Raw genomic sequence first — 22,904 nt, 5'->3', positions numbered from 1 at the left:
CTTCCGCCCCGCCCCGCTCTATCCGCTCCATCGGCGCCGCCCCATCCGCCCGGCGCTCCGCGGCCTCATTCTTCAGGCTCCTCCTGGACCTGACGGCCCTCATCCTCCAGGTCCACATACCTGTTACGTGCGTCAGCTGCACTCAGCGTCCCCGCATAGTCGGGCACCTCCAGCTGCAGGGAGCGCTCCATGCGCTGGTAGCCGTTGGAGGCGGGGCGGGAGGGCAGTGCCAGGGACGGGCGCTCCACCCCGCTGTAGGGGATGGAGCTGAGCAGGTGATGGATCATGTTGATCCGCGCCTTGCGCTTGTCCACCGCCTCCACCACATGCCAGCGGGCCGCATCGATATCCGTGTGCACGAACATCTCGTCCTTGGCCCGCGAGTAGTCCTCCCACCGGGTGATCGACTCCATGTCCATGGGCGAGAGCTTCCAGCGCCGCATCGGGTCGGTCATGCGGGACTCGAACCGCTTGTACTGCTCCTTGCGGGACACCGAGAACCAGTACTTGCGCAGCAGGATGCCGTCGTCGACAAGCATGCGCTCGAAGACCGGGCACTGCTGGAGGAAGCGCCGGTGCTCCTGGGGGGTGCAGTAGCCCATGACATGCTCCACGCCGCCCCGGTTGTACCAGGAGCGGTCGAACAGGCAGATCTCCCCGGCCGCCGGCAGGTGGGCGATGTAGCGCTGGAAGTACCACTGGGTCCTCTCGCGCTCGGTGGGGGCGGGCAGGGCCACCACGCGCGCGACGCGGGGGTTGAGGTACTCGGTGATGCGCTTGATGGCCCCGCCCTTGCCCGCGGCGTCGCGGCCCTCGAAGACGACGACGATCCTGGCGCCGGTGGCCGTCACCCACTCCTGCATCTGCACCAGTCGGGCCTGGAGCCTGAGCAGCTCGGACTCGTACAGGGCGCGGTCCATCCTCGGGTGCCTGGGGTGCTTCTTGGCCATGCCCGAGTCTCCCACGCGCCGCGCCCGCACGCTCCCCGGGGGCCTACAAGCGCAGGGCCCAGAAGGCGACGGCGGCTGCGGCGGCCACATTGAGGGAGTCCACCTGCCCGGCCATGGGGATGCGCACGACGGCGTCGGCCCCGGCCACGGTCGCCCGCCCCAGGCCATCACCCTCCGTGCCCAGCACGACGGCCACCCGCGAATCCGCCCCCGTGCAGGCCGGGGAGGCGGCGAAGTCCTCCAGGGTGAGCGCCTCGGGGCTCAGGGCCAGGGCGGCCACCGTGAAGCCCGCCCCGTGGAGCTCGCCCATGGCGGGCCACGGATCGATGCGGGTCCAGGGCACCTGGAAGACGGTGCCCATGGAGACCCTCACGCTGCGCCGGTAGAGGGGATCGGCGCAGCGCGGCGTCACCAGGACGGCATCCATCCCCAGGGCGGCGGCACTGCGGAAGGCGGCCCCCACGTTGGTGTGGTCCACCAGGTCCTCCAGGATCGCCACCCGCCGGGCCCCTAGGCCGCCCCGCGCCCGGGCCAGCAGCTCGGGCACCGGCTCCAGTGCGGGGCGGTTCATGGCGGCCAGCGCGCCGCGGTGCAGGTGGAAGCCGGTGATGGACTCCAGCACCTCCTCGGGTGCCAGGAAGACAGGCACCGGACCGCCGTCGGCCCGCCCCCGGCAGCCGGTGGCGGCGGCGATCACCGGCGCCATCTCCTCATAGTGGCGCGGAGCCATGAGGAAGGAGCGGGGCGCGTGCCCCGCGGCCACCGCCCGGGTGATGACCTTGGTGGACTCGGCCATGTACAGGCCGCGCCGGGTCTCCAGGCGGCGCCGCAGGGCGACGTCGGTCAGGCCGGTGTAGTCGGCCAGGCGCTCATCGGCGCCGTGCAGGTCGATGAGCACGGCGCCGCCTAGTGCCCGTGGCCCGCAGAGAGCCTCGCGGGCAGGGTCCTGGCCGCCAGGACGCCCACGATGCAGGCCACCGCCAGGGCCAGGACCGTGACATCGGGAAGGAGGAACCACACCAGCACGAAGACGGCCACGGGCTTGCGCAGCGCCACCGCGGTGGCCGCCGCCATGCCGGCCACCATCGCCGTCTGCGCATCGAGCGCGGGCAGGAGGGCCAGGGTGGCCGCCCCCGCGCCGGCACCGGCGAACATGAGGGGGAAGAAGTCCCCTCCGCGCCAGCCCGCGGCCAGGCTGAGGGCGGTGGCCACCACCTTGCCCAATGCGAGGAGCACCAGCAGTCCCCAGGCCCCCTCCTCGGTGTAGGAGACCAGCACCCCGAAGTCGTCATGGCCGGAGAAGCGCAGCACCGGCCACGCGCCCAGCAGCACCGCCAGCAGCGCGGAGCCGATGAGGGTCTGCATGCGCGGGGAGCCGAGCCTGGGCGCCAGGCCCGTCAGCCAGTGGCGCACCAGCAGGTAGAGGGCCGCCAGGACCGCCCCCACCACGGCCGGTATGAGCGCCAGCAGGCTGGGCAGCGTGGCCTCCTGGGCGGGCGGCAGTTCCAGGGGGTGGGACTCCAGGCCCAGGACGCGCCAGGTCAGGACGAAGGCGACGAAGCCAGCCAGGGAGGCGCAGAAGATCGGCAGGCGCCCCGCGGGCACCCCGCCCTCCCGGTAGACCGCGCCCACGGGCGGTGCGCCGTAGAACCCTGAGAGGGCCGCGGCCGTGCCGGCCTCGGTGATGAGCTCGGCCTCCGCCCGCGTCCGGGCGATGCGGTCCTTGACGATGATGGACAGTTCGGCCACCACCGCCAGCAAGCCCGCCTCTGGGCCGATCGCCCCGCCGAAGCCGATCGCGATGACGGCCGACAGGCCCAGCACCGCGATCTTGCGCCACTGCCGGGAGGTGGGGCCCCGGGGGTCGAGCTGGTCGTCGAGGTCCGCCTCCAGGGAGTAATGGCGCAGTGAGGCAATGAGGATACCTCCGAGCATGACCACCGCCACGGTGTACCACCGCGCCTGACTGTGATCCCAGATGAGGTGCTGCAGGGTCCTCATGAGGAAGAAGGTCACGCCTGTGACCGCACCCGCCACGAATCCATAGCCGACGGCGACGCCGTAGAGGCGCGCCGGAAAGTGCGGCCCGGTGGTCCCACCAGTGGTCCCGCCGGCGGGACCATCAACAGTCCCCGGTGCGCTCGCCTCATCGATCATCGTCCTGCCCCCATCATTCGTTTTGACTCCTGCACTCCTGGGCGCCCCACCGGTGCCCCTGTCCTCACCGCGCCTCACTGATGAGCCTCACTGCTCACCGCCGCCCTCCTGCGGCCGGCCCGTCCCCCGGGAGGAGCCCTGCCGGACCCGGCGCAGGCTGTCTGAGACGGCCGAGGCCAGGGCCCCCAGGAGGACGACGTCGAAGATGATCATCATCGCCACCAGGGCCCGCGCGGCCTGGCCCACGGGGTGGATGTCCCCGTATCCGACCGTCGAGAGGGTCGTGATGGTGAAGTAGAGGGCGTCGGTACGCGTCTCCAGGCCGGTGAACTGCTCGGGCTGGTGGACCGCGATGGCGTAGCAGATCAGCGCCAGCATCGCCACGGCGGCGATGAAGACGTTGACCAGTCGGCCGATCCTCTCGGAGTAGTAGCGCAACTGGCGGATGACCACCCCGGCCAGGCCCGCGAGCAGCACCACCGACATGCCGGTGCGCGCAGGAAGATCCTTGTCCGGGGAGACCGGCAGGACGTAGAAGGCCCCGATGGTCAGGGCCGCGACAACCAGATGCTCGACCGTGCGCCGGGACATCGCTCCCAGTCCTCCCGCTCAGGGGCCTCAGGCGGCCTGAGGGGACTCGGGCATCTGCTTGGCCGCCGAGCGCGCGCGCACGCCGGCGATGATGAGCGTGATACCCCAGGCCACCGCCAGGATCCCCAGGAGCCAGGTGAGGGTGAGCAGCGCCTGGGCGGGGTTGGCCAGGACGACGATGCCGGCGAGGATCCACAGCACGCCACCCAGCGCGAGCAGGACCTTGTCCATGACGGCCTCGGGGACGAAAGCGGCCACCAGCTCGGTGAGGCCGCGGGCGAGCAGGAAGACGCCCAGGATCCAGGCCGAGACCGCCACGCCGATGCCCGGGCTGGCCAGGACGGCGATGCCCGCGATGACCCCCAGGACGCCGGAGACCAGGTGCCAGCCACGGGCGCCGCGGTCCTTGACGGCCATGACCAGCGAGGTGATGCCGTCCATGAGGGCGTAGGCCCCCCAGATGATGGCGAAGACCAGCGTGGAGACCCCGGGCCACAGGGCGAGCAACAGCCCCCACAGCACCCCCAGGACACCCAGGGTGAGCAGAGCGGAGGAGGAGCGCTGAGTCATCTCCTTGAGCGATGCGGGACCCATGACAAGACCACCTCTACTAGTGAAGGCGTGACAAAACCCGGTCAAGGTACCACATCCGTCAACCTGCCGATCAGCCGTGCAGGGGCGCGCCCGCCGGCGCGCCCCTGCACGGGCCTCGTCACGGGCCTACTGCTGGGGGCGGCGGTAGTCCCCGTAGGGGTCGGCCCCGCCGTCCCTGTGTGCCGGGGGCACCGCTGGCGGAGCCGCCTGTCCCTGCTGAACCGGATGACCCGGCTGGGCCTGCGGCGCCGCGGGTGCCGCCTGCCCAGCAGGTGCCGTGGGCGCGGCCTGCGCCCTGCGGGGAGCGCCGGGCACCTCCTCACTGGCCTCCTGAGAGGCGGACTCCGCCTCCCCGCGGGCCTGGGCCAGGGCCTCCTCCGGGGTCTGGAGGTTGGTGGTGGCCAGATCCGAGGCGATGCCCAGGTCCACCGAGGTGCCCGACAGGTCCACCCCCACGGGCTCCTCCGGCGAGGATCCCGAGGGGCCCTGGGGGCCGGGCCCGCCCGAGCGCCCGCCCAGGGCGCCGGAGATGCCATCCAGGGCGGCGGTGAACTCCGTGGGCACGATCCACATCTTGGACGAGGAGCCGTTGGCGATCTTGGGCAGGGTCTGCAGGTACTGGTAGGCCAACAGCTTGGGATCGGCGTTGCCGCGGTGGATGGCGTCGAAGACCTGGAGGATCGCCCGGGACTCGCCCTGGGCCTTGAGGATCGCCGACTGGGCCTGGCCCTCCGCCCGCAGGATCGCCGACTGCTTGTCACCCTCGGCGGTCAGGATCTGGGACTGCTTGACGCCCTCGGCGGTCAGGATCGCGGCACGCCGGTCGCGCTCGGCGCGCATCTGCTGCTCCATGGCGCCCTGGATGGAGGCCGGCGGGTCGATGGACTTCAGCTCCACATTGCTCACGCGGATGCCCCAGCGGCCGGTGGCCTGGTCCAGCACGCCGCGCAGCTGGCCGTTGATCTGGTCGCGGCTGGTCAGGGTCTGCTCCAGGTCCATGGAGCCGATGACATTACGCAGGGTCGTCACTGTCAGCTGCTCGATCGCCTGGAGGTAGTTGGCGATCTCGTAGGTGGCCCGCTTGGGGTCGGTGACCTGGTAGTAGATGACCGAGTCGATGCTCACCACGAGGTTGTCGGAGGTGATCACCGGCTGGGGCGGGAAGGACACGACCTGCTCGCGCAGGTCCACCGTGTTGCGGACCCGGTCGATGAAGGGGACCAGGAAGTGCATGCCCGCCCCGTACTCGGCCTGGAACTTGCCCAGGCGCTCGACGATGATGGCGTAGCTCTGAGGCACGATCCGAACGGCGCGGAAGATCGCGACGACGACGAACACGGCGAGGAGCAGAAGGATGAAAACGGGAACGATGGTGATGCCATCCACGGTGAAGGGCCTCCTGAAGATAGGGGTCTGCTGGGTTACTCGTTGTTCTCAGTTTGTTCTCAGTCAGTGGTCCGGATTCGCGCGTCACGGGTCTCGGCGCCGGCGGACGGGGCGACGACCGCGATGGCGCCATCGATATCGACCACGCTGACCTGGGCCCCCGCGCCGAGCGGCTCGCCACCCCCGGCCGAGGCCAGGCGCGCACTCCACTCCGCGCCGTCCAGGCGGATCCTGCCGCCCTGGTCGTCCACCGACGTCAGGGCGATGGCCTGCCGGCCCACCAGGGCCTCGGCATTGGTGCGCATCTCCGGCGTCGTCGAGGCCAGCCGGCGCCTGGCCCAGGGGCGCACGGCGAAGAGCAGCAGTGCGGAGACCGAGGCGAAGACGACGACCTGGGCCCAGGCCGGGGCGCCCAGGGCCGAGGCCCCGGCGGCGCCCAGCGCACCGCCCGCGATCATGAGGAAGGTCAGCTCGGCGGTGAGGGTCTCGATGACGATGAGGACAAGGGCCCCGGCGAGCCATAGCAGCCATCCCATGGGCTACCTCCTGATACGGGTGGGCGGAAAGCGGAAAACGGTCGGTGGGTCCAGGGCCCCGGTGGAGCCCAGCGGACCCTAGTGGGCGGGTGCGGGCGCCGTCTCAACGGCCCCGGCGGCCCCCGGCGCGCCGTCGACCGCTCCCCGGGCCCAGTAGCGCCCGCGGTCCTGGCGGACCTCCAGGGGCAGGTCGAAGGTGGCCGACATGACCTCGCCGGTGATCACCTGCTCCAGGGGGCCCGCCCCCTGGATCCGGCCGCGGCGCAGCGCCAGGGCATGGGTGAAGCCGGTGGGGATCTCCTCCAGGTGATGGGTGACCAGCAGCATCGAGGGCGCCCCGGGCGAGGAGATGATCTCGCTCAGGGAGGCCAGGAACTGCTCGCGCCCCGCCAGGTCCAGGCCCGCGGCCGGCTCATCGAGGATGAGCAGCTCGGGATCGGGCATGAGGGCCCGGGCGAGCTCGACGCGCTTGCGCTCCCCGGAGGACAGGCCGGCCCACCGGCGCTCGGCCAGATGCCCGGCCCCCAGTGCGGCCAGCAGGCCCCGGGCGCGATCGATATCGAAGTCCTCGTACTCCTCGCGCCAGCGCCCCACCTGCCCGTAGGAGGCGGACAGGACGATGCCCAGCACGTCCTCGCCCTGGTCGACGCGGGCGGCCAGGGCGGAGGAGCACAGGCCGATCCGCGGGTGCAGCTCGGTGACATCCACGCGCCCCAGGCGCTCGGCCAGGACCTCCACAGTGCCCTGGGAGGGGAAGAGCCGGGCGGCCGCCATCCTGGCGATCGTCGTCTTGCCCGCACCATTGGGCCCCAGGATCACCCAGTGCTCCCCCTCATCCACATCCCAGGAGACCTGGTCGAGAATGCGGGTCTCGCCGCGCCTGAGGGAGACGCCGTCGAATCTGAGCACGCTGGTCATGGCCCTACCCTACCGCGGAGCCGTGATCTGACTCGCATGCGTGCGCTCCCAGCGAGGCAGGCGCCGGGCCGATGGCTCCCGGGCGGCACGGCCGACCCACCGGTAAAGTACGCCCATGGATCCTCTTGAGCTCCCCCTCAGTGTCGTCCTGGCCCTGTGGGCGCCGCTGCCCTCCTCCCGGGGCCCGGCACTGGTCCAGGGCCCCGACGGCGCCCACGAGGTCCGCCAGGCCTCCCAGCCCCAGGGCCCGGGGCTCCAGGAGTGGCTGGACTCGGTGCGGCCCCTGCGGCGCGTGGCGGCGGTCCTGGCCCCCTCCGCCGACGGCGTCCTGGCCCAGGGGCGGGCGGCGCAGGCCGGTCAGGCCGTGGTCCTGGAGGGCGCGGCCGGAGCGCACCTGCTGGTGCCCCAGGAGACGGGCACCAATGTCATCTGGCACCTCGAGCCCCTGGCCCGCCCGGTGCCCTCCTTCGATGCCGGCCAGGCCCGCCGGGAGGTCCATGCCGCCACCGAGGAGGCCATCGACTCCCTCATCGAGCTGGACCTGGCCCGCGAGCGCCCCGATCTGGCCGACACCCTCAACGACCTGGTCACCGCGGTGCTCGACCCCCGCCTGGTGCCCCCGTCCCTGGAGCCGCGCCGCATCCAGCTGCTGGAGCGCTCCCTGCGCCTGGCCGGGATCTGCCGCCTGGCCCTGTCCGACGACGGCGCCGCGGCCACAGCAGTGCAGGCGCAGCACCGCGCCGAGGTGCTGCGCCCGCTGCTGGGGGTGGCCCTGCGGGGTGCCGGGGCGGCCACCGACTGGTGGAGCCTGGCCTGAGGCGGCCGCGCCCCGGCAGGGCCGGCAGGCTCAGCCCTGGGACAGGACCCAGTCGTAGACCTCCATCGTCCGCTTGGCGATGGCCTCCCAGGCGAAGTGGTCCTCGACCCGCTTGCGCGCGGCCGCTCCCATGGCCGCCACCCGCGCCGGGTCGGTGACCAGGGCGGCCAGGCGCTCGGCCAGGTCGGCCTCGAAGCGGGCCGGGTCGATGGGGGTGCCGGTGCCGTCCTGGACCTGCTCGATGGGCACGAGCAGGCCGGTCTCGCCCTCGACGATGACGTCGGGGATGCCCCCGGTGGCCGAGCCGACCACCGGCAGGCCCACCGCCATGGCCTCCAGGTTGACGATCCCCAGGGGCTCGTAGACCGAGGGGCACACGAAGACGTCGGAGGCGGCCAGCACGGCGATGAGCTCGGGGCGCGGGAGCATCTCCTCGATCCAGACCACGCCGGTGCGCTTCTCGCGCAGCCCGGCCACCAGGGCCTCGACCTCGGCCTTGATCTCGGGGGTGTCGGGGGCGCCGGCGCACAGGACGAGCTGGACGTCGTCGGGCAGCATCTCGCAGGCGCGAAGGAGGTGGGGCAGCCCCTTCTGGCGGGTGATGCGGCCCACGAAGACGACGGTGGGCCGGTCGGGGTCGATGCCCAGGCGCGCCAGCGTGGCGGCGGCCTCGGCGTCGGCCTGCTCCCCCTCGGGGCGCTGCCAGGCCTCCAGGTCGATGCCGTTGTGGACCACCTTGACCCGCTCGGGGTCCACGGCGGGGTAGGAGCGCAGGATGTCCTCGCGCATGCCGTTGGACACGGCGATGATGCCCGCGGCCCCCTCGTAGGCGGTCTTCTCCGCCCAGGAGGACAGGGCGTAGCCGCCCCCGAGCTGCTCGGCCTTCCAGGGGCGCAGCGGCTCCAGGGAGTGGGCCGAGATGACGTGGGGGATACCGTGGAGCAGGCCCGCCAGGTGGCCGGCGAGGTTGGCGTACCAGGTGTGGGAGTGGACCAGGTCGGTCCCGGCGGTGCCCTGGGCCATCTCCAGGTCGACCCCGAAGGTGCGCAGGGCGGCGTTGGCCTCCTCGAGCTCGGCGATCTCGGGGTAGCCGGTGACGCCGTCGTCGGCCCCCTCCGTGCCCGGCTCGCGGGGGCCTCCGAAGGCGTGGACGCGCACGTCGGCCAGGGGGCGCAGCACCTTGGCCAGCTCGTTGACATGGACTCCGGCGCCGCCGTAGATAAAGGGCGGGTACTCCTTGGTCAGCAGGTCGACCCTCATGGGTGTGCCTCTCCTTAGGGGGCTGATCTCGCACCAGCGGTGGTGTCTGGGTGGCGGCCCGAGATGTGCCGGGCTGCACATCCGACGGTAGCCGTACCGTGCCCGCTGCGGAAGCGTTCGGCGCACTGATCTGATCTTCTGGGCCCCAGCGACGGCCTCCAGCAGCCGGAGCGGGCCGTATCTGGGACGTAGGCCAGGGGTGAGGCGCCCGCTGGGCCCGAGGGAGGCGGGAGGCGCACGGTTTGATGATTCCGTCACGCCAATACCTCCCCTAAGCCGCCCCGGGGAAGTAGTGTGGGCCACATGGCTCAACCTCGTGTTCTCGCAATCGTCCTGGCAGGCGGTGAAGGCAAGCGCCTCATGCCACTGACGGTGGACCGTGCCAAGCCCGCCGTTCCCTTCGGCGGCATCTACCGGCTCATCGACTTCTCCCTGTCCAACATGATCAACTCCGGCTTCCTCAAGGTCGTGGTTCTCACCCAGTACAAGTCCCACTCCCTGGACCGCCACATCTCCAAGACCTGGCGCATGTCCGACATGCTGGGCAACTACATCGCCCCGGTGCCCGCCCAGCAGCGCGTGGGCAAGCACTGGTTCCTGGGCTCGGCCGATGCCATCTTCCAGTCCCTCAACCTGCTCGACGACGAGCGGCCGGACTACGTGGTCATCACCGGCGCGGACAACATCTACCGCATGGACTTCTCCCAGATGCTGGAGCACCACATCGCCTCGGGGCTGCCCTGCACGGTGGCCGGCATCCGCCAGCCGCGCTCCCTGGCCGACCAGTTCGGCGTCATCGAGACGGCGCCGGAGAACCGCGGCAAGATCAAGGCCTTCGTGGAGAAGCCCAAGGAGACTCCGGGCCTGCCAGACTCCCCCGAGGAGGTCCTGGCCTCCATGGGCAACTACATCATGGACGCCGACGCCCTCCTGGAGGCCGTCACCGTGGATGCGGCCGACGAGACCTCCAAGCACGACATGGGCGGCTCCATCGTGCCCTGGTTCGTGGCCCAGGGCCGGGCCGGCGTCTACGACTTCAAGGACAACAACGTCCCGGGCTCCTCGGAGCGAGACTGCGACTACTGGCGCGACGTGGGAACGGTGGACGCCTTCTACGAGGCGCACCAGGACCTCATCTCGGTGACCCCGGTGTTCAACCTCTACAACGACCGCTGGCCGCTGTTCGCCGGCTACCAGACGGCCATGCCCCCGGCGAAGTTCGTCTACGGGCACCACGAGCGCCTGGGCCACGCGGTGGACTCCATCGTCTCCCCCGGCGTCATCGTCTCGGGCGGTGAGGTGATCTCCTCGGTGCTCTCCCCCGGGGTGCGGGTCAACTCCTGGTCCTCGGTGCGCGAGTCGGTGCTCATGGACGGGGTGGAGGTGGGCCGCAACACCGTGGTCAACCGCGCCATCCTGGACAAGTACGTGCGCGTGGAGGAGGGCGCCATGGTGGGCATCGACCCCGAGCACGACCGTGAGCGCGGCTTCACCGTCACCGAGTCGGGCATCACCGTGGTGGCCAAGGGCCAGGCGGTCACGCGCTGAGGCCCGGCAGGGGCCGGCGGCCCGATGGCCGGCCGGTCAGCCCAGCTGGCGGGGCGCCGTCGTCGATTCCCCCCGACGACGGCGCCCCGCGCGCATGGTCGCTAGCATGCGGCTATGACCTCCTCCCCCGACCGCGTCAGCGGCGCGCGCGCCAGTGGCCCACTGCTTCAGGAGGGCCCGGGCCTGCTGGTGATGGATGTGGACTCCACGCTCATCGACCAGGAGGTCATCGAGCTCATCGCCGAGCACGCGGGGGTTCGCGAGCAGGTCGCGCGGATCACGCAGCGGGCGATGCGCGGAGAGCTGGACTTCACCGCCTCCCTGCATGAGCGGGTCGCGGCCCTTCGGGGCGTTCCCGTCAGCGCACTGGAGGAGGTGGGCCGGCAGGTGAGCCTGACCACCGGGGCCGTGGAGCTCATCGAGGAGCTCCACGCCCGTGGCTGCCGTGTGGGGGTGGTTTCGGGGGGCTTCATGGAGGTGGTCGGCCCGCTGGCCTCCCGGCTGGGCCTGGACCATGTGGCGGCCAACCGCTTGGGGGTCGATGGAGGGGGCCTCAGCGGGCGGGTGCTGGGCCGGGTGGTGGACCGCGCGGAGAAGGAGCGGCTGCTGCGCACCTGGGCGGCTGCCGATGGGGTGCCGATGGAGCGCACGGTGGCGGTGGGCGATGGCGCCAATGACCTGGGCATGATCGGTGCGGCGGGCCTGGGGGTGGCCTTCTGCGCCAAGCCGGTGGTGGTGGACCAGGCGCCCGCCGCGGTGCACGTGCGCGATCTGCGCGCCGTCCTCGACCTCCTCCCATCACCCCCTTCTTTTCGACAATTTGCATGAGATCGGCCTTTTCCGGGCCTGGAGAAGTACGATCTCATGCAAATTGTCGAAGGTTAGGGCTAGCGACGGCGGGCAGTGAAGATCTCGCGGATGCGGGCGCTGCGGGGCTCGAGCCGGGTCCAGGTGGTGGGCACATCGATGAGGACGGCGGTGGCCGTGGGCACGCCGAAGGAGATCTGGGCGGCGATGTCGTCATCGGTGTCGTGGAGCATGTGCCCCAGGATGGAGACGGTGGGCTCATGCCCCACCACGACGATGGAGCGCGCATCCCGGCCCTCCTGGGCCAGCAGATCCAGGATCCCGGTGGCGCCCATGGTGTAGATCTCCTCATGGACACTGGTGCGCGCCGGCTCCAGTCGGCTGCGGATGGGCCGGGCGGTGTCACGGGCGCGGGCGGCCGGGGAGACCAGGAGCAGATCGGTGGATATCAGGCGGCTGCGCAGCTCGCGGGCCAGCAGATCGGCCAGCGCGGCCCCCTTGGCGGTCAGCGGGCGCTCGATGTCGGTCAGGGCATCGTGGGAGGCCTTGGAGTGGCGCACGAGGACCAGGCGCCTCATATCCGTTGTCTGTGCTGTCACAGTGCCACCTTACGGCACTGGGGCGATGCACGACGGCGGGGCGCCGTCACGCTCAGGGACCGGCCAGGAAGGCCCCGCCATCAGCGCGCAGGACCTGCCCGGTGGTGGCGGGCAGCCAGTCGGAGAGCAGGGCCAGGGCACTGCGCGCCACCGGCTGAGCGTCCTCGGCCGACCACCCCAGGGGCGCGGCCCGGGCCCAGCGGGCGGCCATGTCGTCCAGGCCCGGGATGGCCGAGGCCGCCGGGGTGCGCAGGGGACCGCAGCTCAGGGCGTTGACGCGCACCCCCTGCCCGCCCAGCTCGGCGGCCAGGTAGCGCACACCGGCCTCCAGCGCCGCCTTGAGGGGGCCCATCCAGCCGTAGCCGGGGTGGGCGCGGGTGGACTCGAAGGTCAGGGCCACCACGCTGGAACCGGGGGCCAGCAGGGGGCGCACCGCCTGGGTGAGCTCGACCAGGGAGGCTGCGGAGGTGGTGAAGGCCTCCTGGAGACGGCGCTGCCTGAGCACCGCCTGTTCCGGCGGCCCCGCCTGGTCGGGCAGCACGGTGCCCAGCAGCCCGCGGTCGGCGTGGGCGATGGCGTGGACCAGGCCGTCGAGGCGCTCGACGCCGGCCGCCCTGAGGTCGGCCTCCAGCGCCGCCAGCTGCGCCGGGTCGGAGGCATCCAGGGCCAGGGCCTCCTCCAGTCCCAGGCGGCGGGCCAGGGAGCGGGTGGCGCCGATGGTGGCCGGGGCGCCGGTGAGCAGGACCCGCGCACCCTCGCGGTGGGCCAGGGCGGCGATGGAGGTGGCGATCGAGGTGGGCCGCAGCACCCCGGTGACCACGATGGTGCGGCCCGCCAGGAGACCGGGGGCCGGGCCCACCTGCTCCGCCGGGCCCACCGGGCCCACCGAGTCCGCCGACTCCGCCGGGGTCACCGGCCCATCCCCAGTCCGCCGTCGACGCCCAGGACGGCGCCGGTGACGTAGGAGGCCCCCGGGGAGGCCAGGAAGAGGATGGGGCCGACCACCTCCCGGGGGTCGGCGAAGCGCCCCAGGGGGATCTGGCGCAGGTGGTCCTCGCGCTGGGCAGGGGTCAGGGAGGCGGTCATGTCGGTCTCGACGAATCCGGGGGCGACGGCGTTGACGGTGATGCGCCGGGGCGCGAGCTCGCGGGCCAGGCTGCGCGTCAGCCCCTCGACCCCGCCCTTAGAGGCCCCGTAGGCGGCGGTGCCCACTCCCCCGCGGGCGGCCAGGACCGAGGAGACCAGGACGATGGCGCCGCGGCGCTGGCGCATCATGGCGGGCAGGGCCTCCTGGACGGCGTTGAAGGTGCCGCTGAGGTTGACCCCCAGGGCCTCATCCCAGGCCTGGGGGCCGATGCCCGCGGCCAGGGCCGGGGAGCTCACTCCCGCGGCGGTGATGAGCACCTGGGCGGGGCCGTGGGCGCCGGCGGCGGCGCTCATCGCGGCCGCCAGGGCGGTGCGGTCGCTGACGTCGGCGCTCAGGGGGAGGACGCCGTCGGGGGCGGTGCCGCTGCGGGAGATCCCGGCCACGCGCTCCCCCCGGGCGGCCAGGGCCGCGGCGACGGCGGCCCCGATGCCGCGCGAGGCGCCGGTGACGACGACGGCACGCGGCTCGGGGGCGGTCTGCTCACTCACGCCCTCACCCTAGAGGAATGATGCCGCGGGGCGCGGGTCCGGCCCTCCGGGGCCCGGGCGCCACGACGGACCCGGCCCGGCGGGCCATGACCCCATACTGACCCCACACTGGCCCCACGCTGGCCCCACGCTGGCCGCATGCTGACCCCGCGCGGCCGGTCGCGCGCGGCCTGCGTCACGCCTGTGCCGGTCCGCGCCGGCCCTGTGCCAGCATGGCCCGGTGACCACCGCTGAGAATACCCCCGTCGACGCATCGCCCACGCACGCACCGCAGGCAGCCCCGCTGCGCATCGGCCCCATCGAGGTCGCCACGCCGGTCGAGCTCGCCCCCATGGCGGGGGTCACCAATGCCTCCTTCCGCAGGCTGTGCCGCCGCTTCGCCGAGGAGGCCCTGCCCGAGGCGCTGCGCCCCTCCCGGCCCGGGCCCCAGCCCACGCCCGAGGGCGGCCTGACCGGTCCCGCCGGGCTGTACGTCACCGAGATGGTCACCACCCGGGCCCTGGTGGAGCGCAACGAGCGGACCCTGAGCATGGTGCGCACCGATCCGGGCGAGCGGGTGCGCTCCATCCAGCTCTACGGGGTCGACCCGGCCACGGTGGGAGCCGCGGTGAGGATCCTGGTGGAGGAGGACCTGGCCGACCACATCGACCTCAACTTCGGCTGCCCGGTGCCCAAGGTCACCCGCAAGGGCGGGGGCGCGGCCCTGCCGTGGAAGCGCGACCTGCTGGCGGCCATCATGGGCGAGGCGGTGCGCGCCTCGGGGCAGGCCGCCAGGGCGGCGCGGCGGGAGCGCGAGGTGCCGGTGACCATCAAGATGCGCCTGGGGATCGATGAGTCCCACGAGACCTTCCTGGACGCCGCCCGGGCCGCGGCCGATGCGGGGATCAGCGCCGTGGCCCTGCATGCCCGTACCGCCCGCCAGCACTACTCGGGGACGGCTCGCTGGGACCAGATCGCCCGGCTCAAGGAGGCCACCAGCCTGCCGGTGCTGGGCAACGGGGATGTGTGGAGCGGCCAGGACGCGGTGGAGATGATGCGCTCCACCGGCTGCGACGGCGTGGTGGTGGGGCGCGGCTGCCAGGGGCGGCCCTGGCTCTTCGCCGACATCGTGGCGGCCATGCACGGGCGTGAGGAGCGCACCCGCCCCGATCTGGACGCCGTCATCGCCGTCATCTGCGAGCACGGGCGGATGCTGGCCGAGGAGATGGGTGAGGACCGGGGTGTGCGCGATCTGCGCAAGCATGTGGGGTGGTATCTCAAGGGCTACCCGGTGGGCGGGGCGGCTCGCGCCATGCTCATGCAGGTGCGGGACCTGGCCACCCTGGAGGCAGGCCTGGCCCGGATGCGCTCCCAGCTGCCCGAGCAGGTGCCCTTCCCGGGCGCGGCCGCCGAGGGCCCGCGGGGCCGGGCCGGCAGCCCCAAGACCCCCCACCTGCCCGAGGGCTGGCTGGACTCCCCCTACCTGGCCCACGCGGATCGCGAGATGCTGGCCGACGCCGAGCACGACGTCTCCGGGGGCTGAGCGAGACGGCCCGCGCAGCGGCGTCTGAGCGACGGCGGGTCAGGCAGGCCAGCGGCGGCGGGTCAGGCACCGCGAGCGGCCAGGCCCCCGGGCTCCTCGGCCTGCTCGATGCGCTCGGCCTGCTCAGGGCCCTCGATGTCCTCGTCCTCCTCCACCGGAACGGTGATGCGGCACAGGGCGGCGGCGATGGCGGTGGTGGCGGGGATGGCCAGGACCAGGCCGATGGAGGAGACCAGGGTGCGCACGATCTCCTCGGCGATCTCCCCCGACAGCAGTGTCCCCATCACGGGCCGGTCGATGAGGGCGGCCGACAGGATGAGGGGCAGGGCTGTGCCGGCGTAGGCGAAGGCCAGGGTGTAGACGGTCGAGGCGATGTGGTCCCGCCCGATGCGCATGCCCCCGGTGAACAGGCGGGCGCCCGACATCGCGGGGTTGGCGGCGTGCAGCTCCCAGACCGCGGAGGCCTGGGTGATGGTGACATCGTTGAGGACCCCCAGCCCGGCGATGACCATGCCGCAGGTCAGCAGGGTCTGCAGGTCGATGCCCTCGACCACCGAGGCCAGGGTCAGGGCGGACTCGTCGGTGGCGCCGGTCAGCCGGGCGGTGCCCGTGCCCCACAGGGAGAGCACCACGGTGATGACCACGCCCGCCACCGTGCCCAGCAGCGCCGTCGTGGTGCGCACGCTCACCCCATGGGCCACGTAGACGGCGGCCAGCATCATGGCCATGGAGCCCACGAGGGTGACCGCCAGCGGGGAGGAGCCGGCCAGCAGCGCGGGGATCATGAACAGCACGAGCACGGCGGTGGCCACCAGCAGTCCCAGGACGCTCAGGGCGCCCTTGCGCCCGGCCACGGCCACCACGAGAACCAGGTAGAGGACGCTCAGGGCCGCCACGGGAACCTGGCGCTGGTAGTCCACGAAGACGTAGGGGGTGCCCGAGGCCACGGCCTCCGGGGAGTACATGACTTGGAGGGTGTCGCCCGGCTTGGCGATGCGCAGCGACTCGGTCGGGATGTGCACGGGCATGACCAGGCCCTCGCCGGCGCCGGAGTTGATGGTGGCGCACACCGCGTCCTTGAGCAGGGCGCCGTTGGACACCCCCTCCAGGGCGCCGGTGGCGTCCTGGCAGTCCTCGACATCGCGGGAGGTGACGGTGGCGGTCTCCAGGGCCACGCCCTCGACGGCGAAGGGGCGCGAGCCCACCAGCGTGCTCCTGCCCGGCCACAGGATGGCCAGGCCCACCAGGGTGGCGATCACCAGGACCCCCACGATGATGGCCAGGACGGTGCGTACCACCTGGGCCTCGTAGGCGTCGAGGTTGAGGGGGCCGGAGTGGGAGTGGGAGTGGATATGGCCGCCCGTGCCGTGGGGCGGCTGGGGGGCGCTGTCCGATGGGGCGGTCTCCGACGTCGTCTCGTGGCTCACGCGGACCATCATGCACCCCGCGGGCGCCCCGGTGGCCGCGCCGTCCCGATGCCGGCACTCCCCATGACGGCGCATCCCCGGCCGCCGAGGATGGGCGGCCGGGGATGCGCGGTGGGCTCAGGGACCGGTCAGCAGCCCACGAGGCGCTCGGCCAGGTAGCGCTCGACGCCCTCCAGCGGGATGCGCTCCTGGGCCATGGTGTCGCGCTCGCGCACGGTCACCGCCCCGTCCTGGGGGGAGTCGAAGTCGTAGGTCAGGCAGAAGGGGGTGCCGACCTCGTCCTGGCGGCGGTAGCGCCGGCCCACCGCACCGGCATCGTCGTAGTCCACGTTCCAGGAGCGGCGCAGGCGTGCGGCCAGCTCGCGGGCGGGCCCGGTCAGCTCCTCCTTGCGGCTCAGCGGCAGGACGGCGGCCTTGACCGGGGACAGGCGCGCGTCGAGCTTGAGGACGATGCGCTTGTCCACGCCACCCTTGGTGTTGGGGGCCTCGTCCTCGTGGTAGGCCTCCACGAGGAAGGCCATGAGGGAGCGGGTCAGCCCGGCCGCCGGCTCGATGACATAGGGGGTCCAGCGCTCGTTGCGGGTCTGGTCGAAGTAGGACAGGTCCTTGCCGGAGTGCTCGGCGTGGGTGGACAGGTCGAAGTCGGTGCGGTTGGCGATGCCCTCCAGCTCGCCCCACTCGCTGCCGGCGAAGCCGAAGCGGTACTCCAGGTCCACGGTGCGCTTGGAGTAGTGGGAGAGCTTCTCGGCGGGGTGCTCGTAGAGGCGGATGTTGTCCGGGTCGATGCCCAGGTCGACGTACCAGGCCTTGCGGTAGTCGATCCAGTACTGGTGCCACTCCTCATCGGTGCCGGGCTCGCAGAAGAACTCCATCTCCATCTGCTCGAACTCGCGGGTGCGGAAGATGAAGTTGCCGGGGGTGATCTCGTTGCGGAAGGACTTGCCCACCTGGCCGATGCCGAAGGGCGGCTTCTTGCGGGCCGCGCCCATGACGTTGGCGAAGTTGACGAAGATGCCCTGGGCGGTTTCGGGGCGCAGGTAGTGCAGGCCCTCCTCGTTGTCCACCGCGCCCAGGTAGGTCTTGAGCAGGCCGGAGAAGGCGCGCGGCTCGGTCCAGGAGCCGGGCTGGCCGGTGACGGGGTCGGGCACGTCGGAGAGCTGGACGGTGTCGGGGTCCAGGCCCTTGCGCTCGGCGTAGGCCTCGATGAGCTCGTCGGCCCGGTAGCGCTTGTGGGTGTGGAGGGACTCGACCAGCGGGTCGGTGAAGGCGTTGACATGCCCGGAGGCCACCCACACCTCGCGAGGCAGGATGACCGAGGAGTCCAGGCCCACGACGTCGTCGCGCGAGCGGACCATGTACTGCCACCACTGGCGCTTGATGTTCTCCTTGAGCTCCACGCCCAGGGGCCCGTAGTCCCAGGCGGAGCGGGTGCCTCCGTAGATCTCGCCGCAGGGGAAGACGAAACCGCGGCGCTTGGCCAGGTTGATGACGGCGTCGAGGCGTGAGGGGGTCTGTGCCACCGGTTCTCTCCTTGGGAGTCGTCGCGATCCCACCTGGTTGGCGGGAACGAGTGGGGCCAGTGTAGGCGGCCCGCCCCCGGTGGCCGCCATGGGCTGGATGGCCGCGGGTGCGAGGCGTCTCACGAAGGGGCGTGGCGCGGTTTGACCCGACCACCCGATGCGTTGAGAATGATTCGCATGAATGATTCGACGAGCACATCCGCGGCGCGCCCACTGCGCCGCGCGGCCGCGGCAGGCGCGGCACTCATCCTGGCAGCGGGCCTGACGGCCTGCTCCGCCCTGAGCGGGGAGGACTCCTCGGGAGGCGCCGACGGCGGCTCGCTGGCCGTCTCGACCTCCTTCTACCCCATCGGCTTCCTGGCCGAGACCATCGGCGGGGAGCACGTCACCGTGACCTCGGTGACGCCGACGAATGTCGAGCCCCATGACTACGAGCTCTCCCCCAAGGACGTCGCCGCCCTGGGCCAGGCCGACATCATCGCCTATGTCCCGGGATTCCAGCCCTCGCTCGACGACGCCGTCGCCCAGGTCTCCGGGCCCACGGTCCTGGACCTGTCGGCCCAGGCCGACCTGGTCCACCACGACGGCGTGGAGCACGACCACGATCATGGGCATGACCACGACCACGGCACCGAGGAGGCCCACGACCACGGCACCGAGGAGGGCCACGACCACGGAACCGAGGAGGCCCACGACCACGGCACCGAGGAGGCCCACGACCACGACCATGAGCACTCCGACGGCCTCGACCCGCACTTCTGGCTCGACCCCCAGCGCATGAGCGCAGCGGCCACCGCCGTGGAGGAGGCCCTCTCGGCCGCCGACCCCGACCACGCCGCCGACTACCAGAAGAACCTCGAGGCCCTCACCACCGAGCTGACCTCCCTGGACACCAGCTACCAGGAGGGCCTGGCCACCTGCGAGCGCACGACCTTCGTCACCTCCCACTCCGCCTTCGGCTACCTGGCCGAGCGCTACGGACTGACCCAGGCCTCGGTCTCGGGCATCGACCCCGAGGCCGAGCCCAGCCCCGCCCAGATCGCGGCGATCAAGAAGGTCGTGGAGGAGACCGGGACCACGACGATCTACACCGAGGAGCTGGTCTCCACCAAGACCGCCGACGCCCTGGCCAGCGAGACGGGCGCCACCACCGCTGTTCTGAGCCCCATGGAGTCGGCCCCTGAGAAGGGCAGCTACGTCGATGGGATGAAGGCGAACCTGCAGGCTCTGCGCACCGGGCTGTCCTGCACGTGATCCGCCCCGACATGAGCCATTCCGTCAGCAGTGCGACGCCGCCCCGGAACTCCTGGGCGGCGTCGCCGCCGTCACCCGCGCTGGTGGAGGTCGAGGACGTCAGTGTCGTCCTGGGCTCCTCCCTCATCCTGGACGGGGTGAGTCTGCGTGTGGGCCGAGGAGAGTCGGTGGCCCTCCTGGGGGCCAACGGCTCGGGCAAGTCGACCCTGGTCAAGACCATCCTGGGGCTGGTGCCCACGGTGGCGGGCTCGGTGCGCCTCCTGGGAAGGCAGGTGCACCAGCGCCGCGGCGTGGAGTGGGACCGGGTGGGCTACGTGCCCCAGCGGGTCACCGCCGCCTCGGGGGTGCCGGCCACCGCCCTGGAGGTGGTGCGCTCGGGACTGCTGGGGCCACGGCGCCCCTGGGGCGACCGCGGCCCCCGGGCCGGCAGGCGGGCCATGGAGGCGCTGGACGCCGTCGGCCTGGCGGACCGCGCCCGCGACCACGTCCAGGTCTTCTCCGGCGGGCAGGCCCAGCGCGTGCTCATCGCGCGCGCCCTGGTGCGCCGCCCTGAGCTGCTCATCCTCGATGAGCCCCTGGCGGGCATCGACCGGGCCAGCCGCGAGTCCCTGGCCGCGATCCTCACCGGGCTGCGCAGCAGTGGGCTGACGCTCATCACGGTGCTGCACGAGATGGGCGAGCTGGCCGAGGTCGTCCAGCGGGCCGTGGTACTCCAGGACGGCCGGGTCCTCAGCGACGGCCGGGCCGCCGACCTGCGGCCCGAGCGCCACGACCACGCCCGCCATGACGAGATCGGCCACGACACCACCCAGGACTGCGAGCACGAGCACCCCCACGGCGAGCAGGCCCCACCGGTCCACCACGCGCCGGTGCTGCGCGCCCGACTGCCCCGAGAGGAGCACCCCTGATGCTTGCCGACCTGACCGCCATGCTCTCCACCCACCTGATGCAGCGGGCCTTCATCGTGGCCGTCCTGGTGGGCCTGTCCGCCCCGGTGGTGGGCACCTACCTGGTTCAGCGGGGCCTGGCGCTCCTGGGCGATGGCATCGGCCATATCGCGCTGACCGGGGTCGCCCTGGGCTGGCTGGCCGGCGCCGCGGCGCACGCCAGTCCGCGCGACGCCCTGGCCATCCCCGGGGCGATCCTGGCCAGCGTCCTGGGGGCGGTGGTCATCGAGGTCATCCGGGCCCGCGGCCGCACCCGCGGGGACGTGGCCCTGGCGATCCTGTTCTACGGGGGCATCGCCGGGGGCGTCATCCTCATGCCCCTGGCCGGCGGAACGACGACGAACCTCAACTCCTACCTGTTCGGCTCGATCGCCACGGTCTCGGTCTCCGATACCTGGTTCGCCATCGTGCTGGCCGCCGGGGTGCTCCTGGTGGGCCTGGGCCTGCGCGGACCTCTGTTCGCCCTGTGCCACGACGAGGAGTTCGCCCGGGCCTGCGGCCTGCCCACCGGGGCCCTCAATATCGTCATCGCCATGGTGGCGGCCCTGACGGTCTCGGTGTCGATGCGGGTGGTGGGCGCACTCATGGTCTCGGCGGTGATGATCGTGCCGGTGGCGATCGCCCAGCTGGTCTCCCACTCCTTCACCCGCACCATGCACCTGGCCATGGCCCTGGGCGTGGTGGCCTGCGTCAGCGGGTTGACGATCACCTACTTCGTGCGCCTGTCGCCCGGCGCCATGATCGTGGTGCTGCTGGTGTGCGCCTACGCCGCCGTAGCGGTTCTGACCGCCGTGGTCGGGGCGGTACGGTTGTCCCGTCGGGCACGTCGTCATCAGGAGGCCAGCCCATGAGCGAGAAGACCACGATCCGCCCCCGGGCCACCCGCCAGCGCGCCGCGGTGGCCGATATCCTGGCGCGCACCGAGGGCTTCCGCTCCGCCCAGCAGATCCACTCCGCCCTGGAGGCCGAGGGGACCAAGGTGGGCCTGGCCACCGTCTACCGCAACCTGCAGTCCCTGGCCGAGTCCGGCGACGTCGACCAGTTGCGCAGCGCCGAGGGGGAGCTGCTCTACCGGGCCTGCGAGCGCTCCGAGCACCACCACCACATCGTGTGCCGCAGCTGCGGTCACACGGTGGAGGTTGCCGGCGGTGAGCTGGAGGCCTGGATCGACCGGGTCTCCCAGGCCCACGGCTTCACGGCCATGGAGCACACCGCGGAGTTCTTCGGCCTGTGCGGCTCCTGCTCCGCCGTCGGGGACTGAGACTGAGGGCGGAGCTCGGGAATGGGCGGGCCATGCGCCTCGCGGGGCGGCGGCGCCCAGGGGTGACGCCGGGGCCGATCCCGCAGGAGCGCCTCCTCGCACTGAACCCGACTCCTGTCATGCCCCATAGCTGCACCGCACGGACCGCCTCTTGACATGTGACTATACAGTCACCAATCATGAGGCGGTGGACGATGACGATCAGGACAGGGTTTTCAAGGCACTGGCCGACCGCACTCGCCGGGCGCTGCTCGACCGGCTGCGCTCCCGCAACGGCCAGTCGCTGGCCGAGCTCACCGAGGGCTTCGAGATGAGCCGCTTCGGCGTGGCCAAGCATCTGCGCATCCTGCAAGACGCCGGTCTGGTGGTGATGCGGCGCGAGGGGCGATGCACTGCGCACTACCTCAATCCAGTCCCCATCCAGCAGATCCACCACCGGTGGATGAACCCCTACACCACCGGATTCAGCCAGCACCTCATCGATCTGAAATCAGTATTAGAGGACCAGCCATGAACGCAGCCACCAACACCACCCCTCCCCCGAGCTCGGGAGTCCCACAGATCTACCAGCTCTTCATCCGCGCCACGCCCCAGGCGGTGTGGGAGGCCATCACCACACCAGAGCTGACCAGGCAGTACTTCTACGGGTCGGCCGTCCAGACCGAGGCCCGTCCCGACGGCGCCTTCAACTACCTGTCGCCCGACGGGCAGAGCCTGTGGGGGCGCGGGACTATCGCCGAATGGGACCCGCCCCACCGTCTGGTGCACACCTGGCGCTCCCTGTACGACCCCCGGGCCCACGACGAGCCCGCCAGCCGCGTGACCTGGGAGATCACCGAGCAGGAAGGTGGGTACTGCCTGCTGAGGGTCACCCACGACCACCTGGAGCACTCCCCCATCACTGCCGACGGCGTGGCAGGAGAGGGCTGGATGCTGGTGCTCAGCGGGCTGAAGAGCGTGGTGGAGACCGGCCAGGGGCTTATCACCGCCAAGGAGGCCTGAGGGGCCTGATGAGGTCGTGGGCCTTGAGCGCCCCGCGATGGGCAGGGCACCTCCAGGGCTGTTCATAGTGGCAGTGGGTTTCGCTGGATCACCCACGTTTCGCTGAGTGACCCGCATTCCGCTGGCCCGAACAGTGCCATCCGGGCCAGCAGGATACGAGTGACCCAGCAGTA

Annotated in this window: 24 protein-coding genes; 10 read left to right on the top strand and 14 right to left on the bottom strand. The window is 72.0% G+C overall.

Annotated elements, in window-relative coordinates; all coding sequences use genetic code 11:
- Positions 1-65: 65 nt before the first annotated feature.
- The 8 genes from ppk2 to MANAM107_RS10915 form a co-directional block, all read right to left on the bottom strand.
- On the bottom strand, positions 66-920 hold the full coding sequence (gene ppk2, locus MANAM107_RS10950) for a polyphosphate kinase 2 (RefSeq protein WP_223913133.1): 855 nt from the start codon (positions 918-920) through the stop codon (positions 66-68).
- A gap of 73 nt (positions 921-993) precedes the next feature.
- Positions 994-1,848, bottom strand: a complete 855-nt coding sequence (locus tag MANAM107_RS10945; RefSeq protein WP_223908297.1) for a TrmH family RNA methyltransferase — start codon at positions 1,846-1,848, stop codon at positions 994-996.
- Positions 1,849-1,856: 8 nt separating this feature from the next.
- Positions 1,857-3,107, bottom strand: a complete 1,251-nt coding sequence (locus MANAM107_RS10940; protein WP_223908294.1) for a chloride channel protein — start codon at positions 3,105-3,107, stop codon at positions 1,857-1,859.
- An 87-nt stretch (positions 3,108-3,194) separates the two neighbouring features.
- Positions 3,195-3,698, bottom strand: coding sequence for a potassium channel family protein (locus tag MANAM107_RS10935; RefSeq protein ID WP_223908291.1), 504 nt, complete (start codon positions 3,696-3,698; stop codon positions 3,195-3,197).
- A gap of 27 nt (positions 3,699-3,725) precedes the next feature.
- A complete protein-coding gene (locus MANAM107_RS10930) occupies positions 3,726-4,292 on the bottom strand; it encodes an HdeD family acid-resistance protein (RefSeq protein ID WP_223908289.1) in 567 nt (188 codons plus the stop codon).
- 126 nt (positions 4,293-4,418) lie between these two features.
- A complete protein-coding gene (locus MANAM107_RS10925; protein WP_223908287.1) occupies positions 4,419-5,678 on the bottom strand; it encodes an SPFH domain-containing protein in 1,260 nt (419 codons plus the stop codon).
- A gap of 59 nt (positions 5,679-5,737) precedes the next feature.
- Positions 5,738-6,214, bottom strand: coding sequence for an NfeD family protein (locus MANAM107_RS10920; RefSeq protein WP_223908274.1), 477 nt, complete (start codon positions 6,212-6,214; stop codon positions 5,738-5,740).
- A gap of 78 nt (positions 6,215-6,292) precedes the next feature.
- Positions 6,293-7,132: an ABC transporter ATP-binding protein gene (locus MANAM107_RS10915; RefSeq protein ID WP_223908272.1), complete on the bottom strand. Its 840-nt coding sequence runs from the start codon at positions 7,130-7,132 to the stop codon at positions 6,293-6,295.
- Positions 7,133-7,247: 115 nt separating this feature from the next.
- On the opposite strand from MANAM107_RS10915, the gene MANAM107_RS10910 reads away from it, so the two are divergent.
- Positions 7,248-7,949, top strand: a complete 702-nt coding sequence (locus tag MANAM107_RS10910) for an Rv1486c family protein (protein WP_223908270.1) — start codon at positions 7,248-7,250, stop codon at positions 7,947-7,949.
- Between the two features lie 30 nt (positions 7,950-7,979).
- On the opposite strand, the gene glgA is transcribed toward MANAM107_RS10910, so the two are convergent.
- Positions 7,980-9,209: a glycogen synthase gene (glgA, locus tag MANAM107_RS10905; RefSeq protein ID WP_223908267.1), complete on the bottom strand. Its 1,230-nt coding sequence runs from the start codon at positions 9,207-9,209 to the stop codon at positions 7,980-7,982.
- A 303-nt stretch (positions 9,210-9,512) separates the two neighbouring features.
- Here glgA and MANAM107_RS10900 point away from each other — a divergent pair, with 303 nt between their 5' ends.
- Positions 9,513-10,757: a glucose-1-phosphate adenylyltransferase gene (locus tag MANAM107_RS10900; protein ID WP_223908265.1), complete on the top strand. Its 1,245-nt coding sequence runs from the start codon at positions 9,513-9,515 to the stop codon at positions 10,755-10,757.
- Between the two features lie 114 nt (positions 10,758-10,871).
- A complete protein-coding gene (gene serB / locus MANAM107_RS10895; protein ID WP_223908263.1) occupies positions 10,872-11,585 on the top strand; it encodes a phosphoserine phosphatase SerB in 714 nt (237 codons plus the stop codon).
- Between the two features lie 59 nt (positions 11,586-11,644).
- Here serB and MANAM107_RS10890 read toward each other — a convergent pair whose 3' ends face one another.
- From MANAM107_RS10890 to MANAM107_RS10880, 3 genes are all read right to left on the bottom strand, one after another.
- On the bottom strand, positions 11,645-12,142 hold the full coding sequence (locus MANAM107_RS10890) for a SixA phosphatase family protein (protein WP_179899498.1): 498 nt from the start codon (positions 12,140-12,142) through the stop codon (positions 11,645-11,647).
- Positions 12,143-12,215: 73 nt separating this feature from the next.
- Positions 12,216-13,076, bottom strand: coding sequence for an SDR family oxidoreductase (locus MANAM107_RS10885; protein ID WP_223908260.1), 861 nt, complete (start codon positions 13,074-13,076; stop codon positions 12,216-12,218).
- Positions 13,073-13,798 carry an SDR family oxidoreductase gene (locus MANAM107_RS10880; RefSeq protein ID WP_223908259.1) on the bottom strand — a complete coding sequence of 242 codons (726 nt, stop codon included), beginning with the start codon at positions 13,796-13,798 and terminating at the stop codon, positions 13,073-13,075. The genes MANAM107_RS10885 and MANAM107_RS10880 overlap by 4 nt, the downstream gene beginning before the upstream one ends.
- A gap of 331 nt (positions 13,799-14,129) precedes the next feature.
- Between MANAM107_RS10880 and dusB the strand changes: the two genes are divergently transcribed.
- Entirely contained in the window at positions 14,130-15,320 is a 1,191-nt protein-coding gene (gene dusB / locus MANAM107_RS10875; protein ID WP_263421964.1) for a tRNA dihydrouridine synthase DusB, read from the top strand.
- 62 nt (positions 15,321-15,382) lie between these two features.
- On the opposite strand, the gene MANAM107_RS10870 is transcribed toward dusB, so the two are convergent.
- Positions 15,383-16,756 carry a YibE/F family protein gene (locus MANAM107_RS10870; protein WP_373314101.1) on the bottom strand — a complete coding sequence of 458 codons (1,374 nt, stop codon included), beginning with the start codon at positions 16,754-16,756 and terminating at the stop codon, positions 15,383-15,385.
- A 119-nt stretch (positions 16,757-16,875) separates the two neighbouring features.
- The gene (locus tag MANAM107_RS10865; RefSeq protein ID WP_179899476.1) at positions 16,876-18,267 is read right to left on the bottom strand and encodes a glycine--tRNA ligase; all 1,392 of its coding nucleotides are present in this window, start codon (positions 18,265-18,267) and stop codon (positions 16,876-16,878) included.
- A 168-nt stretch (positions 18,268-18,435) separates the two neighbouring features.
- On the opposite strand from MANAM107_RS10865, the gene MANAM107_RS10860 reads away from it, so the two are divergent.
- The 6 genes from MANAM107_RS10860 (at position 18,436) to MANAM107_RS10835 (ending at position 22,731) form a co-directional block, all read left to right on the top strand.
- Positions 18,436-19,521, top strand: coding sequence for a metal ABC transporter substrate-binding protein (locus MANAM107_RS10860; RefSeq protein ID WP_223908257.1), 1,086 nt, complete (start codon positions 18,436-18,438; stop codon positions 19,519-19,521).
- 11 nt (positions 19,522-19,532) lie between these two features.
- Positions 19,533-20,429 (top strand): metal ABC transporter ATP-binding protein, encoded by an 897-nt coding sequence (locus MANAM107_RS10855; protein ID WP_223908256.1) that lies wholly within the window; start codon positions 19,533-19,535, stop codon positions 20,427-20,429.
- The gene (locus tag MANAM107_RS10850) at positions 20,429-21,319 is read left to right on the top strand and encodes a metal ABC transporter permease (protein ID WP_223908253.1); all 891 of its coding nucleotides are present in this window, start codon (positions 20,429-20,431) and stop codon (positions 21,317-21,319) included. Before MANAM107_RS10855 ends, MANAM107_RS10850 begins: the two co-directional genes overlap by 1 nt.
- Positions 21,316-21,729: a Fur family transcriptional regulator gene (locus MANAM107_RS10845; RefSeq protein WP_223908249.1), complete on the top strand. Its 414-nt coding sequence runs from the start codon at positions 21,316-21,318 to the stop codon at positions 21,727-21,729. Before MANAM107_RS10850 ends, MANAM107_RS10845 begins: the two co-directional genes overlap by 4 nt.
- Positions 21,730-21,916: 187 nt before the next feature.
- On the top strand, positions 21,917-22,243 hold the full coding sequence (locus MANAM107_RS10840) for an ArsR/SmtB family transcription factor (protein WP_223908246.1): 327 nt from the start codon (positions 21,917-21,919) through the stop codon (positions 22,241-22,243).
- Positions 22,240-22,731 carry an SRPBCC family protein gene (locus MANAM107_RS10835; protein ID WP_223908244.1) on the top strand — a complete coding sequence of 164 codons (492 nt, stop codon included), beginning with the start codon at positions 22,240-22,242 and terminating at the stop codon, positions 22,729-22,731. The genes MANAM107_RS10840 and MANAM107_RS10835 overlap by 4 nt, the downstream gene beginning before the upstream one ends.
- Positions 22,732-22,904 lie beyond the last annotated feature (173 nt).

It is taken from the genome of Actinomyces capricornis (assembly GCF_019974135.1).
GTDB lineage: Bacteria > Actinomycetota > Actinomycetes > Actinomycetales > Actinomycetaceae > Actinomyces > Actinomyces capricornis.
The sequence above is the reverse complement of the archived record's forward strand: the minus strand, read 5'-3'. Positions and strand labels throughout refer to the sequence as shown.